This is a genomic window from Paenibacillus phyllosphaerae, assembly GCF_014192105.1.
Taxonomy (GTDB): domain Bacteria; phylum Bacillota; class Bacilli; order Paenibacillales; family Paenibacillaceae; genus Paenibacillus_Z; species Paenibacillus_Z phyllosphaerae.
In genome coordinates, this window is record NZ_JACHXK010000029.1 from 48,322 (window position 1) to 62,631 (window position 14,310).

General features: G+C 49.5%; 21 protein-coding genes and 1 rRNA gene. 20 read left to right on the plus strand and 2 right to left on the minus strand.

The window, feature by feature from the left end; genetic code table 11:
* The first annotated feature begins 85 nt into the window (after nucleotides 1–85).
* The 16 genes from FHS18_RS31380 (at nucleotide 86) to FHS18_RS31455 (ending at nucleotide 10,444) form a co-directional block, all read left to right on the plus strand.
* Entirely contained in the window at nucleotides 86–739 is a 654-nt protein-coding gene (locus tag FHS18_RS31380) for an adenylate kinase (RefSeq protein WP_183604348.1), read from the plus strand.
* Nucleotides 736–1,497, plus strand: a complete 762-nt coding sequence (map, locus tag FHS18_RS31385) for a type I methionyl aminopeptidase (protein WP_183604349.1) — start codon at nucleotides 736–738, stop codon at nucleotides 1,495–1,497. Before FHS18_RS31380 ends, map begins: the two co-directional genes overlap by 4 nt.
* Nucleotides 1,494–1,784: a KOW domain-containing RNA-binding protein gene (locus FHS18_RS31390; protein ID WP_183604350.1), complete on the plus strand. Its 291-nt coding sequence runs from the start codon at nucleotides 1,494–1,496 to the stop codon at nucleotides 1,782–1,784. Before map ends, FHS18_RS31390 begins: the two co-directional genes overlap by 4 nt.
* Nucleotides 1,785–1,786: 2 nt before the next feature.
* Nucleotides 1,787–2,002, plus strand: a complete 216-nt coding sequence (infA, locus tag FHS18_RS31395; protein WP_006037922.1) for a translation initiation factor IF-1 — start codon at nucleotides 1,787–1,789, stop codon at nucleotides 2,000–2,002.
* 48 nt (nucleotides 2,003–2,050) lie between these two features.
* Nucleotides 2,051–2,164, plus strand: coding sequence for a 50S ribosomal protein L36 (gene rpmJ, locus FHS18_RS31400; protein ID WP_003333770.1), 114 nt, complete (start codon nucleotides 2,051–2,053; stop codon nucleotides 2,162–2,164).
* 17 nt (nucleotides 2,165–2,181) lie between these two features.
* Nucleotides 2,182–2,550 carry a 30S ribosomal protein S13 gene (rpsM, locus tag FHS18_RS31405; RefSeq protein WP_183604351.1) on the plus strand — a complete coding sequence of 123 codons (369 nt, stop codon included), beginning with the start codon at nucleotides 2,182–2,184 and terminating at the stop codon, nucleotides 2,548–2,550.
* Between the two features lie 18 nt (nucleotides 2,551–2,568).
* The gene (gene rpsK, locus FHS18_RS31410) at nucleotides 2,569–2,964 is read left to right on the plus strand and encodes a 30S ribosomal protein S11 (RefSeq protein WP_021878306.1); all 396 of its coding nucleotides are present in this window, start codon (nucleotides 2,569–2,571) and stop codon (nucleotides 2,962–2,964) included.
* A 127-nt stretch (nucleotides 2,965–3,091) separates the two neighbouring features.
* Complete coding sequence (locus FHS18_RS31415) at nucleotides 3,092–4,036, plus strand: DNA-directed RNA polymerase subunit alpha (RefSeq protein ID WP_183604352.1); 945 nt, start codon at nucleotides 3,092–3,094, stop codon at nucleotides 4,034–4,036.
* 87 nt (nucleotides 4,037–4,123) lie between these two features.
* Nucleotides 4,124–4,489: a 50S ribosomal protein L17 gene (gene rplQ / locus FHS18_RS31420; RefSeq protein WP_148933647.1), complete on the plus strand. Its 366-nt coding sequence runs from the start codon at nucleotides 4,124–4,126 to the stop codon at nucleotides 4,487–4,489.
* A 77-nt stretch (nucleotides 4,490–4,566) separates the two neighbouring features.
* On the plus strand, nucleotides 4,567–5,307 hold the full coding sequence (gene truA, locus FHS18_RS31425) for a tRNA pseudouridine(38-40) synthase TruA (RefSeq protein ID WP_183604353.1): 741 nt from the start codon (nucleotides 4,567–4,569) through the stop codon (nucleotides 5,305–5,307).
* 201 nt (nucleotides 5,308–5,508) lie between these two features.
* Nucleotides 5,509–5,946, plus strand: a complete 438-nt coding sequence (gene rplM, locus FHS18_RS31430; protein WP_183604354.1) for a 50S ribosomal protein L13 — start codon at nucleotides 5,509–5,511, stop codon at nucleotides 5,944–5,946.
* A 19-nt stretch (nucleotides 5,947–5,965) separates the two neighbouring features.
* Nucleotides 5,966–6,358 carry a 30S ribosomal protein S9 gene (gene rpsI / locus FHS18_RS31435; RefSeq protein ID WP_183604355.1) on the plus strand — a complete coding sequence of 131 codons (393 nt, stop codon included), beginning with the start codon at nucleotides 5,966–5,968 and terminating at the stop codon, nucleotides 6,356–6,358.
* A 143-nt stretch (nucleotides 6,359–6,501) separates the two neighbouring features.
* Nucleotides 6,502–7,194 (plus strand): phosphoadenylyl-sulfate reductase, encoded by a 693-nt coding sequence (locus FHS18_RS31440; protein ID WP_183604356.1) that lies wholly within the window; start codon nucleotides 6,502–6,504, stop codon nucleotides 7,192–7,194.
* 18 nt (nucleotides 7,195–7,212) lie between these two features.
* Nucleotides 7,213–8,382, plus strand: a complete 1,170-nt coding sequence (gene sat, locus FHS18_RS31445; RefSeq protein WP_183604357.1) for a sulfate adenylyltransferase — start codon at nucleotides 7,213–7,215, stop codon at nucleotides 8,380–8,382.
* 94 nt (nucleotides 8,383–8,476) lie between these two features.
* Nucleotides 8,477–9,259 (plus strand): N-acetylmuramoyl-L-alanine amidase CwlD, encoded by a 783-nt coding sequence (gene cwlD, locus FHS18_RS31450; RefSeq protein ID WP_343060763.1) that lies wholly within the window; start codon nucleotides 8,477–8,479, stop codon nucleotides 9,257–9,259.
* A 105-nt stretch (nucleotides 9,260–9,364) separates the two neighbouring features.
* Nucleotides 9,365–10,444, plus strand: coding sequence for an Mrp/NBP35 family ATP-binding protein (locus tag FHS18_RS31455; RefSeq protein ID WP_183604359.1), 1,080 nt, complete (start codon nucleotides 9,365–9,367; stop codon nucleotides 10,442–10,444).
* Between the two features lie 92 nt (nucleotides 10,445–10,536).
* Here the strand turns inward: FHS18_RS31455 and gerD are convergent, their stop codons facing one another.
* Nucleotides 10,537–11,241, minus strand: coding sequence for a spore germination lipoprotein GerD (gene gerD, locus FHS18_RS31460; RefSeq protein WP_183604360.1), 705 nt, complete (start codon nucleotides 11,239–11,241; stop codon nucleotides 10,537–10,539).
* A gap of 172 nt (nucleotides 11,242–11,413) precedes the next feature.
* On the opposite strand from gerD, the gene FHS18_RS31465 reads away from it, so the two are divergent.
* A complete protein-coding gene (locus tag FHS18_RS31465) occupies nucleotides 11,414–12,043 on the plus strand; it encodes a KinB-signaling pathway activation protein (RefSeq protein WP_183604361.1) in 630 nt (209 codons plus the stop codon).
* 8 nt (nucleotides 12,044–12,051) lie between these two features.
* Here the strand turns inward: FHS18_RS31465 and pdaB are convergent, their stop codons facing one another.
* Complete coding sequence (pdaB, locus tag FHS18_RS31470) at nucleotides 12,052–12,855, minus strand: polysaccharide deacetylase family sporulation protein PdaB (protein ID WP_183604362.1); 804 nt, start codon at nucleotides 12,853–12,855, stop codon at nucleotides 12,052–12,054.
* 106 nt (nucleotides 12,856–12,961) lie between these two features.
* On the opposite strand from pdaB, the gene FHS18_RS31475 reads away from it, so the two are divergent.
* The 3 genes from FHS18_RS31475 to FHS18_RS31480 all read left to right on the plus strand — a co-directional run.
* Entirely contained in the window at nucleotides 12,962–13,573 is a 612-nt protein-coding gene (locus FHS18_RS31475) for a stage II sporulation protein M (protein WP_183604363.1), read from the plus strand.
* A 113-nt stretch (nucleotides 13,574–13,686) separates the two neighbouring features.
* Nucleotides 13,687–13,908 carry a hypothetical protein gene (locus FHS18_RS34715; RefSeq protein ID WP_246428019.1) on the plus strand — a complete coding sequence of 74 codons (222 nt, stop codon included), beginning with the start codon at nucleotides 13,687–13,689 and terminating at the stop codon, nucleotides 13,906–13,908.
* A gap of 231 nt (nucleotides 13,909–14,139) precedes the next feature.
* Nucleotides 14,140–14,310: ribosomal RNA gene (locus FHS18_RS31480) — 16S ribosomal RNA — on the plus strand; the annotation flags it as partial.

Consider the following 14,310-nt stretch of genomic DNA (forward strand, 5'->3'; position numbering starts at 1 on the left):
TAGGTTCGAGATCGGGCTTCCGCGCATGGTATTCGTGTGTCGGAACCCTTCTGTGGCCTATTGGCGTAAAGCGAGGAAGGCGCTAATGAACATCTTATTCATGGGTCCTCCGGGCGCAGGGAAAGGCACGCAAGCCGAGCGGATCGTCGAAACATTCGATGTTCCACACATCTCGACAGGCGATGCTTTCCGATTGGCGATGAAACAAGGAACTCCACTGGGTCAAAAGGCGAAAGAGTTTGTTGATCAGGGTCTTTTGGTACCAGACGAAATTACGAACGGTATCGTTCGTGACCGTCTGCTTGTCGAAGATTGCAACAAAGGCTTTTTGCTCGATGGATTCCCGCGTACTATTCAACAAGCGGAAGCGCTGGATGCGATGCTGGCCGAGATGGGGCGCAGCATTGATCATGTAGTTAACTTGAAAGTTGATCGCGGTCTGCTGCTTGCGCGTCTGACCGGTCGTCGCATTTGCAAATCCTGTGGCGCGACTTACCACGTTATGTTCAACCCGCCAAAGCAAGAGGGCGTTTGCGATAAATGCGGCGGCGAGCTGTATCAACGGTCAGACGATACGGAAGCCAAAGTTGGAACGCGTCTTGATGAATACATCTCGAAGACAGCTCCACTGCTTGATTACTATCAAGCGAAGGGCACGCTTCGTGAAGTAGACGGAGAGAAAGAGATTGATGATGTAACTGCAGAAATCGTAACTTGCTTGCGAGGATCTGCCGAATGATAATATGCAAGTCCGAAGCGGAATTGCGTTTTATGAGAGAAGCCGGTCGCATTGTCGCGGATACGCATCGTTTGCTGAAGCAGGCGATTCGCCCAGGCATTACGACGCTGGAGCTCGATGGCATCGCGGAATCGTACATTAGAAGCCAAGGTGCTACGCCTTCTTTCAAAGGTTACAATCAATTTCCTGGCAGTATTTGTGCTTCGGTCAATGAAGAGCTGGTTCATGGAATTCCTGGACCGCGCAAGCTTAATGATGGCGACATCATCAGCATTGATATCGGTGCCCAGTTCGAAGGTTACCATGGTGATTCCGCCTGGACCTACGGGGTAGGCGAGATCAGTGAAGAGAACAGGCGTTTGCTGGAAGTGACGGAACAATCGCTTTATGCAGGACTTGCGCTCGTTAAACCAGATGTTCGGTTATTTACGATTTCGCATGCGATTCAACAAGTCATTGAAGCTGCTGGCTTTTCCGTTGTACGGGAATATGTCGGTCATGGAATAGGCACTAGCCTACATGAAGAACCGCAAATTCCGAACTATGGGCTGCCTGATCGAGGACCACGCCTGAAGCCAGGTATGGTGCTGGCGATTGAGCCGATGGTTAACATCGGAGAACGGTATGTCCGTACGCTGGAGGATAATTGGACAGTTGTTACGCAAGATGGTTCATGGTGTGCCCATTTCGAGCATACAGTAGCTGTTACGGCGGATGGCTGTGAGATATTAACCCTTCAGAAGGAGCAAGCAGATTGAATGAAGTGAACGAATGGCTTCAAATCGGCCGGATCGTCAAGGTGCGAAGCGGTAAGGACGAAGGCGGCTATGCCGTAATCGTCGGTATTGTCGATGAACGGTTCGTTCTAATCGCTGATGGCGATAAGCGGCGCTTTGATGGGCCGAAGAAAAAGAACGTGATGCATCTTCTGATGCAGCCGGTCGTCAGCGAGGAAGTTGCGGACAGCATGCGGGAAACCGGTCGGGTGACCAACGCCAAGCTGCGTTACGCGATTCAGAAGTATGCACAAGGGAAAGGAGAATGACTGTGGCCAAAGAAGACGTCATTGAAGTCGAAGGTACGGTCGTCGAGCCGCTACCCAATGCTATGTTTAAGGTGGAGCTGGAGAACGGACACCAAATTCTTGCCCATGTATCGGGTAAACTGAGAATGCATTTTATCCGCATCCTGACAGGAGATAAGGTTGTTATTCAGCTTTCGCCATACGATTTGTCCAGAGGACGAATTACCTATCGGAAGTAGACCTTCTAAGAGCGGGTCTTCTGACGAAGAACTCGGGAGGTAATCACAATGAAGGTTAGACCATCGGTCAAGCCAATCTGCGAAAAATGCAAAGTCATTCGTCGCAAAGGCAATGTTATGGTGATTTGTGAAAATCCGAAACATAAACAAAAACAAGGATAAGGGAGGGATAACTGTACATGGCACGTATTGCTGGTGTAGACTTACCGCGTGACAAACGCGTAGTCATCGCTTTGACGTATATCTTCGGTATCGGTAACACGACAGCTCAGAAAATTCTGACTGAAACTGGTATCAGCGAGAGCACGCGCGTTCGCGATCTTACGGAAGACGAAGTAAGCAAACTGCGCGAAACTATCGACAAGTCTGTTAAAGTGGAAGGCGACCTTCGTCGCGAAATTTCCCTTAACATCAAACGTCTGATCGAGATCGGCTGCTACCGTGGCGTTCGCCACCGTCGTGGATTGCCTGTTCGTGGTCAACGTACTAAGACAAATGCTCGTACGCGTAAAGGTCCTCGTCGGACTGTAGCGAACAAGAAGAAATAATAAGGGGGGATAACTGAAATGGCAAAACCGAAAAAAGTGGTTCGTACCAAACGTCGTGACCGCAAAAATATTGAGTCGGGCGTTGCACATATCCGTTCGACTTTCAACAACACGATCGTCACGATCACAGATCCGCACGGTAATGCAATCTCCTGGGCAAGCTCCGGTAACCTTGGTTTCAAAGGTTCCCGTAAAAGCACGCCGTACGCTGCTCAAATGGCAGCTGAATCGGCAGCAAAAGCAGCTATGGAGCATGGCATGAAAGCGGTCGAAGTCATGGTTAAGGGTCCAGGCGCAGGCCGTGAAGCAGCGATTCGTTCGCTTCAAGCAGCTGGTCTTGAAGTTAACCTCATTAAAGACGTCACGCCAGTTCCGCACAACGGATGCCGTCCACCGAAACGTCGTCGCGTATAGTCTTTCATCCGTGTGGTATCAAATTGCTGCAACTTGTGAATAATGGTTGTGAAGGTTTGCCATACTACATGATTAGACTTCAAGTGCGATATGGTAACGGAGCGACGTTTTGAAGGAGGGTATATAAGTGATTGAGATCGAAAAGCCGAAAATCGAAACCGTAGAGCTTACTGAAGATGGCACGTACGGACGTTTCGTAGTCGAGCCGCTGGAACGCGGGTATGGTACGACGCTCGGGAACTCGCTACGCCGAATCCTGTTGTCGTCGCTGCCAGGCGCCGCAGTAACCTCGGTTCAAATCGACGGAGTGCTGCACGAATTCTCGACGGTTCCGGGAGTGTTTGAGGACGTTACCGAAATCATTCTCAACCTGAAAAGTCTTTCGCTCAAAATCCATTCCGACGAAGAGAAGGTACTGGAAATTGATGCTGAAGGCGAAGGTAACGTAACGGCGGGCGATATTCGCGCTGACAGCGATGTCGAGATATTGAGCCCTGATCTTCATATCGCAACCTTGGCCTCCGGTGCTCGGCTCCATATGCGGATTTTCGCCAATCGTGGACGTGGGTATGTTCAAGCGGACCGCAACAAGCGGGAAGATCAACCAATCGGAGTCATTCCGGTTGATTCGATCTATACGCCAATTACACGCGTTAACTACACGGTAGAGAACACGCGTGTTGGTCAAGTGACCAACTACGACAAGCTTACGCTTGAAGTATGGACCGACGGTAGCATCCGACCGGAAGAGGCAGTTAGCCTCGGGGCGAAAATTCTTACCGAACATCTTGACCTGTTCGTCGGACTGACTGATGAAGCCAAGGACGCCGAAATTATGGTTGAGAAAGAAGAGGACAAGAAAGAGAAAGTACTCGAGATGACGATCGAGGAACTGGATCTTTCGGTTCGTTCTTACAACTGCTTGAAACGTGCAGGGATCAACACCGTACAAGAGCTGATCACGAAAACCGAAGAAGACATGATGAAGGTGCGTAACCTGGGTCGTAAGTCTTTGGAGGAAGTACAAGAGAAGCTTGAAGAACTCGGTCTTGGCCTTCGCATGGAAGAATAGCAGCAACTACGATTAGACTAGCCGCAGACATAGGGTCTGCGATATGAGATTTGCGCGTGCAGATCTTGAGAAGGAGGGGAAAAATCGATGGCATATTCTAAATTGAGCCGTGACGCTAGTTCGCGTAAAGCACTGTTCCGCGACCTCGTCACCGACTTGTTCCTGTATGAGCGCATCCAAACGACAGAAGCGAAAGCAAAAGAACTTCGTCCGATCGCGGAGAAGCTGATCACGCTTGCAAAGCGTGGCGATCTCCATGCTCGCCGCCAAGTTGCAGCTTTCGTTCGTCGTGAGTCGATCAACGGTGAGCAGGACGCAATCCAAAAACTGTTCTCCGAATTGGCCACCCGTTACTCGGAACGTGCGGGCGGATACACGCGGATTCTGAAGCTGGGTCCTCGCCGTGGCGACGCTGCGCCAATGGTATATTTGGAACTGGTGGATCGTGCGTAAATGAGAAAGGGTGGACCTTGCGGCCACCTTTTTTTGTTGCGGTGCACTTAAGCTTATAGCGGGAAGGAGGGGGGAGATTGAGGAATGTGAGAATGGTCGTAAGTTACGATGGAACGCACTATAACGGCTTCCAGACGCAGCCGAGCGGCAATACGATTCAGGACGTAATCGAGGCAGGCATCAAAAGCCTAACTGGTGAGGATCTCCGGATTAATGGATCTGGCCGGACAGATGCAGGCGTACATGCCAAAGGGCAGGTGTTCAACTTTCTGACCGAATCGCGTATTCCGGTCGATCGTTGGGCTCTCGCGCTGAATACTCGGTTGCCGGAAGATATCGTAGCGCTTCGAGCGGACGAAGTATCACATGATTTTCATGCGCGTTTCTCCGCGAAGAAGAAGACTTATCGGTATTCCATCGATACGAACAAGTTTCCGGATTTGTTCACGCGCCATCATCGCTTTCATCATCATGCCCCTCTTAACGTTTCAGCTATGCGTGAAGGGCTTGCAGCATTAGTTGGCGAGCATGACTTTACCTCTTTTGCCTCGACGCAATCGACGCAATTAAGCCATGTACGAACCATCTATGAAGCCTCTATTGAGGAATCGGAAGGCGGGCTCGACATCTTTGTCACCGGTAACGGATTCTTATACAATATGGTGCGGATCATTGCTGGAACAGCGATATGGATCGGGGAAGGAAAGCTCGAGGCGAGTGATGTTAGCGGAATTATTCAAGCGAAAGACCGGACGAAAGCGGGCCCGACAGCTATGCCTCACGGCCTGATGTTGTGGCATGTGGAATACCCGGAATAGTTGCTTTACAATCCTTCAAAATCACTTGCGATTAGGCACGAATTATAGTAGAATATAACTTGTGCTTTCTAAGTGGCTCTCCCACAGCCCCGACTTAGATTGCCGTATGAAGTACCTTAACACGATAGCGAATATACGTAGAGACAATACGTTTCTTCGATACATGAGAACGATTTGTTACATGAATAAGGAGGATCATCCATGCGCACCACCTTTATGGCTAAGCCGAATGAAGTAGAACGCAAATGGTACGTCATCGATGCAGAAGGCAAAACGCTTGGCCGTCTGGCAAGCGAGGCTGCAAGCCTGATTCGCGGTAAACACAAGCCGCAATTCACGCCGCACGTTGACACTGGCGATTTCGTAGTAATTATCAATGCAGAGAAAATTGTTCTGACAGGTAAGAAAATGCAGAACAAAATGTACTACCGTCACTCGATGTATCCAGGCGGTCTGAAAGTGACTTCCGCTGCCGATATGATCAAGAAAACTCCTGAGCGTGTACTTGAGTACGCAATTCACGGTATGCTTCCTAAGAACCGTCTTGGCGACAAAATGAAGCTCAAACTTAAAGTATACGCTGGTTCGGAGCATCCGCATCAAGCACAAAACCCGGAAGTTTACGAACTTCGCGGTTAATTAGAGGGAGGACAGTTTCATGGCTCAAGTTCAATACTATGGAACCGGTCGTCGTAAACACTCTGTGGCACGTGTACGCCTTGTGCCGGGTGAAGGACGTATCGTTATCAATAAGCGTGATCTGAACGAATATTTCGGTCTTGAGACGCTTAAACTGATCGTTAAACAACCACTTGCTTTGACTGAAACAGAAAGCAAGTATGACGTAATCGTTATCGCTCATGGCGGCGGTATCTCTGGACAAGCGGGCGCAATCCGCCACGGTATCTCCCGTGCACTGCTTAAAGCAGATCCTGAGTTCCGTCCATCCCTGAAACGTGCAGGCTTCCTGACACGTGACCCACGTATGAAAGAACGTAAGAAATACGGCCTCAAAGCGGCTCGCCGCGCGCCACAGTTCTCGAAACGTTAATTCAGACAAGACCTTCTCTGCTTGCGGAGAAGGTCTTTTTTATCATCACTGGTTTTATTTCTATTGTTGAACAAAAAGTCATCTAGACGTATAATCTATAGTAGATCAATTTACTTGGAATTCATATAACGGAGGTACAAGCGATGAACCTTTTCGAAAAGGAAGCGCTCGTGAAACAAAAGGCTGAAGAATTGGAGAATGCGTCGCCAGAGGCGATCTTGCGATATGCAATTGAAACATTCCCTAACATCACGTTTGCGTGCAGCTTTGGTGCGGAAGATGTCGTATTGGTGGATATGTTGCAAAAGATCAGCCCGAGCACAGATGTATTTTACCTGGATACGGACTTCCACTTCCAAGAAACTTACGAGACTCGTGACAAGATGATTGAGCACTACGGAATGAAATTTGTTCAAGTGAAGCCGGTTCTTACACCGGAAGAGCAAGCAGCACAGCATGGTGAAGAACTTTGGAAATCCGATGCTACTGCATGCTGCAACATCCGCAAAGTAGAACCGCTCACAAGAATTCTGTCGCAATATGAAGCCTGGATTACAGGTATTCGCCGCGACCAAGCGCCTACTCGTGCGAATGCGAAGAAAGTGGAGTACGACACGAAGTTTGGCCTCATTAAATTCAATCCTATCGCTGGCTGGACTTCGGACGATGTATGGAACTACATTCGCGAGAACAACGTTCCTTACAATCCGCTGCATGACCGCAACTATCCGTCGATCGGTTGCGAACAATGTACACGTCAAGTAATGCCAGGTGAAGATCCTCGTGCAGGCCGCTGGTCTGGTCAAGAGAAAACCGAATGCGGATTGCATAAATAAGAGGAGGCTATTTATCCAATGAGCAGCATTAACCCACATGGCGGCGTACTGGTAAACCGGGTCGCAGCTGGTGCAGAACGCGAAGCACTACTTGAAGCAGCAGCATCGCTTAAATCGATCGTTGTTAACAATTGGGCGATCTCCGACCTGGACTTGATCGGGATCGGCGCGTTTTCCCCTTTGACAGGATTCTTGAATGAAGAAGACTATCGCTCTGTCGTCGAGCGTATGCGTCTTGCTGACGGTACGGTATGGAGCATTCCGATTACACTAGCAGTGGATGAAGCTAAAGCCGCTGAGCTAGCCGTTGGAGAGCGTGTAGCCCTCATCGGTGAAGATGGTTTGATCTATGCCACGATCGATGTACAAAGCATCTACAGCGTGGATCAGAAGTTCGAAGCCGTGAATGTCTACAAGACGGACGAAGTTGAACACCCTGGCGTAGCGAAACTATATGAGCGTCCATCCACCTATGTTGGCGGACCGATTACGGTTCTGAATCGTCCAGTGCCTGAGAAGTTCAACGAGTTCTATTTCAACCCAACGGAGACACGCCGTATTTTCGCCGAGAAGGGTTGGAAATCGGTTGTTGGCTTCCAGACGCGTAACCCGGTTCACCGCGCTCATGAATACATTCAGAAAGCCGCTATGGAGATTGTGGATGGTTTGTTCCTGAACCCGCTCGTTGGCGAGACGAAGTCCGACGATGTACCTGCTGCAGTTCGGATGAAGAGCTATATTGCGCTGCTTGATAACTACTACCCTGCGGATCGCGTATTCTTAGGCGTATTCCCGGCGGCTATGCGTTATGCAGGTCCGCGTGAAGCGATTTTCCACGCGCTTGTTCGTAAGAACTATGGCTGTACACACTTCATCGTAGGCCGCGACCATGCCGGCGTAGGCGACTACTATGGTACGTATGAAGCGCAGGATCTGCTTAAGACCTTTACGGCTGATGAACTGGGGATCACGCCGCTTTACTTCGAGCATAGCTTCTTCTGCACGAAGTGCGGCAATATGGCATCCAGCAAAACTTGCCCGCACGGCAAAGAAGATCATCTGACCCTCTCGGGTACCAAAGTTCGCGCGTTGCTGCGTGATGGCATTTGCCCGCCGCCGGAATTCTCCCGCCCTGAAGTGGCGAAGATTCTAATCGAAGGCATGTCGGAACAACCTGCTAACGCATAATTCGCATAACTGACCACCTCGTCCCATATGATGATAAAGAGCAGATGGCTGTATGGCCAAGCACTTATCGCATGGGGATTGGGGTGGTTTTTTTGTGAAGCGCGGGTTACGAAACCGGTTTGTCGTTTGGATCACCTACCGGGGCGCGGCAAGAGTTGTTCTTGGCATGATAGCGGTGCTGCTAACCGTTATTTTGTTGTCGCAGGACGTCCCATCCACGCGCACATGGACGTATTGGACAATGCCGTTGTCGGGAAAGACGATCGCGATCGATGCCGGGCATGGCGGGGTGGATGGAGGAGCTGTCAGTGAGCAAGGCGCGGTGGAAAAAGATTTGAACTTAGCCATTGCGCTGCAGCTTCGAGACTACTTGCAACAGGCAGGGGCGATTGTCGTCATGACGCGGGAAGGGGATTACGATCTCGCCCAAGAAGGCACAAGTAAAATTAGCAGGCGGAAGACCGAAGATCTGATTGCACGCGCTAAATTCGTTAAAGACCATCAAGCAGATCTCTTTATTACTATCCACATGAACAGTATACCTTCACCGCGTTGGTCAGGCGCACAAACGTTCTTCTATCCGAGCTTGCCGGAGAATGAAGCGCTGGCCGGGCTCATCCAAGACGAGATTCGTCGTAACCTGGAGAATACGCAGCGGGTGGCCGCGAAGAAGAATGATGTGTATTTGCTCAAAGCGATGGACAGCATACCAACAGCACTCGTCGAAGTAGGATTCCTCTCCCACCCGGGCGAAGCAAGCATGCTCGTCGATGCGGAGTATCAGAAGAAAGTAGCGGCGTCCATTTATCAAGGGATATTGCGTTACAGCGCGGGTGAAAAATGGGGGAATTCGTCTCCAGCACAGCCAGGGGCTTAACGCGCCCTTGGTTGCCGGACAAACTATGTTATAATAAATGCATACATAGGTTGTCAAAAGAAACAGCAAACGGGCATCATCCGGACAGAGGAGACGAATGCAAACATGTTGACACGCGAAGATATTTTGACCGCTGCCGAATCGGTAGCAGCGAGCTTGGCTAGAGCACAAGACGTCATTACATTCCGGGATATCGTCGTCAAGGATCGTCAAGTTCAATTGACGGTGCTCGGAGCAAGAGAAGAATGGCAGGCACCGTTCGAGAACACCCTGCGTTCCGTTCTGCAGGAGGCGGGGATTGAGACGCTTCACGTTCGCTTTAGAAGCGCGGATGCAACCAGTACGTCGGCTAACAGTACCCAGCCAACGGAAGAGCCAGTTCGCGGTCATGCAGCTGGCATGGAAAGCGATAAGATGCTCAATGAACGCAGCGGCGTTCATTTCATTGCTGTCGCGAGCGGCAAAGGTGGCGTGGGCAAGTCTACCGTCACGGTTAACCTGGCAGTTGCCTTAGCTCGTAAAGGCAAACGTGTCGGAATCATCGATGCTGACATCTACGGATTTAGCGTTCCAGACATGATGGGCATCGAAGAGCGTCCGCAGATCGTGAATGAGCGGGTTATTCCAATTGAGAAATTTGGCGTCAAAGTCATGTCGATGGGCTTCTTCGTCGAAGACAATGCACCGATCGTATGGCGTGGTCCAATGTTGGGTAAGATGCTGCGCAATTTTTTTGCAGAGATTGAGTGGGGCGATGTTGATTACATGCTGCTGGATCTTCCTCCAGGTACCGGCGATGTGGCCTTAGACGTTCATCAGATGATTCCGCAGAGCAAAGAAATCATCGTGACGACGCCGCATGCAACGGCCGCATTCGTCGCTGCTCGGGCTGGAGCCATGGCAATCAAAACCGAGCATGAGATTATCGGCGTTGTCGAGAATATGTCGTACTATATCAGTAAGAGCGGCGAGATCGAGCATGTATTTGGCCGCGGCGGCGGTGCACGACTGGCAGAATCGCTGCATGCCGAACTCATGGCGCAGATCCCTCTCGGCGCGCCGGATAACCATATTTCCGAGCCCGATTTTTCACCGTCGGTATACAAAGCCGATACGGAGGCGGGGCGCATCTATCTTGAAGTCGCAGACCGTGTCATTGCCAAATGTGAATCCGAAGCGAAATAAGTAAAATCCCGCACCATTTAGTTGTACAAGCTGCCTTTAGTGCAAGCTTGTCTAGACTAAATATGCGGGATTTTATTTTATCGGGTGAACGGTTATTGGGATCCTCCGCCGGATTCACCCATACCTTCAGACTCTCCTGAATCTTCGCCTTCGCCACTATCGCCGCTTTCTTCTTCAGCCGCTTTATCTTCCTCAGAGGCAGCTTTCTCCACTTTTTCGGTCGGCTTCACCTTCAGCTCTTCTTTCACGGCTGTCTTCAACAGATCCAGAATTTCCAGGCGATAAATGGGACTTTGCAGCGATTCCTGCATAATGGTCGCGACTTGTTTCCGATATTGCGTACTGCCAAGGACTTCCAGAATCATCTTATCCATTTCAGGATTCTTCATCACCTTAATCAAGTCCGCTTGATAAGTGGGATCCTTAATGAGGTCCTTGTAAATTTGTTTATTTTCCTTATTGATGGCTTTGGCGAATTCGCCGGCGAATCGCGGGTCGGTCATTAATTGCTCAATGACTTGATGATAATCTGGCGAGACGAGCGTGTCTTTTACGGCCAGGCGTACCTGTTCTTGATCTTGCACGGATAGCAGCTTTGTACCGTCACTGCCGTTCAACGCGCTGGCGGATTCCTGTAATGCTTTTTGCGCATCTTCCGTCTTTAGAATATCGATAACCATGGACTTCATGTCCTTGTAGCTGAGGGGCTCGCTAGAGGGGGCAGGTTCAGAACCACAGCCGGATAAGACGAACATTAGCAGGGCGCTTGCAGATAGCCATATACAGCGTTTTACCATGTCATATGCGACTCCCTTCTTTATGGGCGCGGATTGATGGGTATATTATGCGACAAGTAAGCGGGGATTATCATGCACCGCGAATAGCTTTTTATTGTGGACATGGTAAAATAAAACGGGAATGCCTGTTGAACGTATAACCATAGATCTTATCAATTGGGAGTGACCGGAAGTGACTTTACGCAAAATGTGGTTTTTGTTTTGGAGCACCACACTTGTAGGTGCAGTGGTGACATTAATCGTGGGGATGCTCATGCGCTTAATCGACCCTGAGGTGGGGTTACTCAACATGGAGGCGACAGGGTTTAATGCGCTAACCATGCTGCTGGCAGGCCTATTGTTTGGCGTATTTAGTCAGCTAGGCTTTTTCGCATACTTAACCATTAACTATCTGGCATTAGGCATGCTCAGACGCAAACTTTATTGGAACGCACTACAGGCGTACTGCACGCTGTTTGCGATCGGTGGGTTTGGCTATAAGCTGTATCAAAGCCGGGTCGAACATCAGAGCAACGTCTTCTTTTGGCTCCTGCCGTTGTTGTTGGCGCTGGCTGCTGCAGGGGTCTCCTATTACAAATCCAAACAAACCAACTTCAGTGCATTCATGCCGACGATGTTCCTGCTGTTTGTGGGTACCATGATCGAAGCATGGCCGAGCATGTCCGAGGATAGTAACCCGCTGACCATTATTTTTATGGTTGCCCCGCTGTTCGTCTGTAATTCGTATTTGATCATGCTGCTGCATCGAATCGTCAATACAGAAAAGGCCGACTCCGCGGTAGATGCGAAGACGGCCGTATAGAACTCTTTTTAATAGCCGGCAGCTGCGTCGAAACGCTCAGTCATCGCCGTCTTGTCTTGGACGGCTTTGCCGGAAACTTCCGTTTGCGCGATCAATTCGGACACGCTGACGAATTCGTACCCTTTTGCACGCAATTGGTCAATAATGATGGGCAGCGCCTCATGGGTTTGCTTGCTGGAGTCACTCGCGTGCATCAGCACAATATCGCCGTTGTGTGCTTTACCCATTACGCGATTAACGATCTTGCTCGTCCCGATATTCATCCAATCGAGCGAGTCCGTATCCCACTGAATGACTTTGTAGCCGAGCTCATCGGCAATGCGCAGTACGCGCTTATCGAAGTCACCATTCGGCAAGCGAATCAAATTCGGCGCTTTCCCCGTAATTTGAGACAGAACCGAGTGGGCGGTCTGAATCTCGTTGCGAATTTCGGTATCGTTCAAACTGCTGTAAAAATCATGTTTGTTGCCATGGCTGCCGATTTCGAACCCGGCGGCTGCGATTTTCTTCACAATATCAGGATGCGTCTGGCTCCATGGAGCGGACAAGAAGAAGGTGGCCTTGCTCACCTTTTTTTCCTTTAGTACGTTAATAATCGGTTCTGCCCTTTTGTCGCCCCAGCTGATGTCGAAAGTAAGCGCAATAACCCTCTTATTCGTAGGAATGCTGTAGATCGCGGCTGGCTGTTGAGGAGCAAACACGGTTATATTGTCTTTCTCGGCGTAGATGACGCCAACAGAGAATATAAGGCCGACACAAATAAGGAAATAACGTTTAAGCCGTCGTCCATTCATGACATAAAATAAATTCATTCGATTTAGAGTCTCCTCTCGAATAGGCTTGTATTAGTACAATCTATGCTCGTACCATTCACTTATTCGCACACGGTCAAAATTCAATTAGGAGGTGAGCCATTCAATGTTCTCGTGGCGCAATTTAATCAATCATTTCATAGAGATGCGGCATTACCTGATTGCCAGCACGATTATTTTTGTTGCAGGGTTAGTAGTAGGAGCAACAAATGCAGATTTCAATGCATTCATCACCGGACAGGTAGACAGCTTGCGGGAAGTGGCTAATACGATTCAATCGAGCGACAATCCGACGTTAGGATTTATCGTTTTTATCTTTTTGAACAACGTCATCAAATCCATACTCGTCATGTACATAGGCGCTGCCTTCGGGCTGATTCCGATTTTCTTTTTGGCCGTCAATGGGATGGTACTCGGCTATGTCGTCAATCAGGCGGCCGGTCAAGGTGGCGATATGCTTTACACCATCATTGTCAAAGGATTGTTGCCTCACGGTATATTAGAGATCCCCGCTATCTTGATTGCATGCGCCTACGGAATCAAGTTCGGTGCGCTCATGTTCCAGGGGATTGGTAACTTATTTGTGAAGCGGGATGGATGGGGCGCATCTGTCGAACGGTTCGTAGTAAGAACGGTCCCCGTATCGGTTTTATTAGTCGTCACATTGCTTGTAGCAGCCGTTATTGAGAGCACAATTACAGCTTGGTTGCTTTCGTAGTAATAAAATTTCCAGAATCTGAGCATAACAGTAAGGCGGCGTCCAACGCGATAACGCGAGGGCGCCGTTGTTGTTTTGGCAGTCGATAAGTTAGAAGGGGGCCACTTACGGTTATGCTCGGAATTCTATTCAACGACAAAGAATGCAAAGAACTGGATTATGTCCTACGCAAAGAGCTAGACGAGATGCTCCTCGACCTGAATGATTCAAGATTAGACACCGATATTAAGACTGCGATTGCCAGACGCTATAAAATCATCTTCCGGATGTACGCGCGCATAGCTACACCTAAGGAACTTTCGCGGTACGCGGTTAATATGAGAGCCTATCGATGACAGCCGTCTGAAAAAGTTTTTAAAACCACTTGCATTGTGTTAGTGCCCTGTGGTATCTTATAAAAGTCGCCGCTGAGCAACACGGCAGACATTGAGAAATTTGGTGAATATTGCATGAGTGATCTTGAGATCACCAGCGTAAGTCAGTCACCATCATAACTTGTTCCTTGAAAACTGAACAATGAGCGATATGTTTTATAGCTAGTGAAGTAATGAGTCACAAGCACTTCTTTCATGGAGAGTTTGATCCTGGCTCAGGACGAACGCTGGCGGCGTGCCTAATACATGCAAGTCGAGCGGAGTTATCCCTTCGGGGATAGCTTAGCGGCGGACGGGTGAGTAACACGTAGGTAACCTGCCTGTAAGACCGGGATAACATTCGGAAACGAATGCTAATACCGG

What these genes read in the sequence shown, in the direction of transcription:
- FHS18_RS31380 (WP_183604348.1), top strand. Translation starts at nt 86, where the DNA reads ATGAACATCTTATTCATGGGTCCTCCGGGCGCAGGGAAAGGCACGCAA.
- map (WP_183604349.1), top strand. Translation starts at nt 736, where the DNA reads ATGATAATATGCAAGTCCGAAGCGGAATTGCGTTTTATGAGAGAAGCC.
- rpmJ (WP_003333770.1), top strand. Translation starts at nt 2,051, where the DNA reads ATGAAGGTTAGACCATCGGTCAAGCCAATCTGCGAAAAATGCAAAGTC.
- rpsM (WP_183604351.1), top strand. Translation starts at nt 2,182, where the DNA reads ATGGCACGTATTGCTGGTGTAGACTTACCGCGTGACAAACGCGTAGTC.
- rpsK (WP_021878306.1), top strand. Translation starts at nt 2,569, where the DNA reads ATGGCAAAACCGAAAAAAGTGGTTCGTACCAAACGTCGTGACCGCAAA.
- rplQ (WP_148933647.1), top strand. Translation starts at nt 4,124, where the DNA reads ATGGCATATTCTAAATTGAGCCGTGACGCTAGTTCGCGTAAAGCACTG.
- rplM (WP_183604354.1), top strand. Translation starts at nt 5,509, where the DNA reads ATGCGCACCACCTTTATGGCTAAGCCGAATGAAGTAGAACGCAAATGG.
- rpsI (WP_183604355.1), top strand. Translation starts at nt 5,966, where the DNA reads ATGGCTCAAGTTCAATACTATGGAACCGGTCGTCGTAAACACTCTGTG.
- FHS18_RS31440 (WP_183604356.1), top strand. Translation starts at nt 6,502, where the DNA reads ATGAACCTTTTCGAAAAGGAAGCGCTCGTGAAACAAAAGGCTGAAGAA.
- sat (WP_183604357.1), top strand. Translation starts at nt 7,213, where the DNA reads ATGAGCAGCATTAACCCACATGGCGGCGTACTGGTAAACCGGGTCGCA.
- FHS18_RS31455 (WP_183604359.1), top strand. Translation starts at nt 9,365, where the DNA reads ATGTTGACACGCGAAGATATTTTGACCGCTGCCGAATCGGTAGCAGCG.
- gerD (WP_183604360.1), bottom strand. Translation starts at nt 11,241, where the DNA reads ATGGTAAAACGCTGTATATGGCTATCTGCAAGCGCCCTGCTAATGTTC.
- pdaB (WP_183604362.1), bottom strand. Translation starts at nt 12,855, where the DNA reads ATGAATTTATTTTATGTCATGAATGGACGACGGCTTAAACGTTATTTC.
- FHS18_RS31475 (WP_183604363.1), top strand. Translation starts at nt 12,962, where the DNA reads ATGTTCTCGTGGCGCAATTTAATCAATCATTTCATAGAGATGCGGCAT.
- FHS18_RS34715 (WP_246428019.1), top strand. Translation starts at nt 13,687, where the DNA reads ATGCTCGGAATTCTATTCAACGACAAAGAATGCAAAGAACTGGATTAT.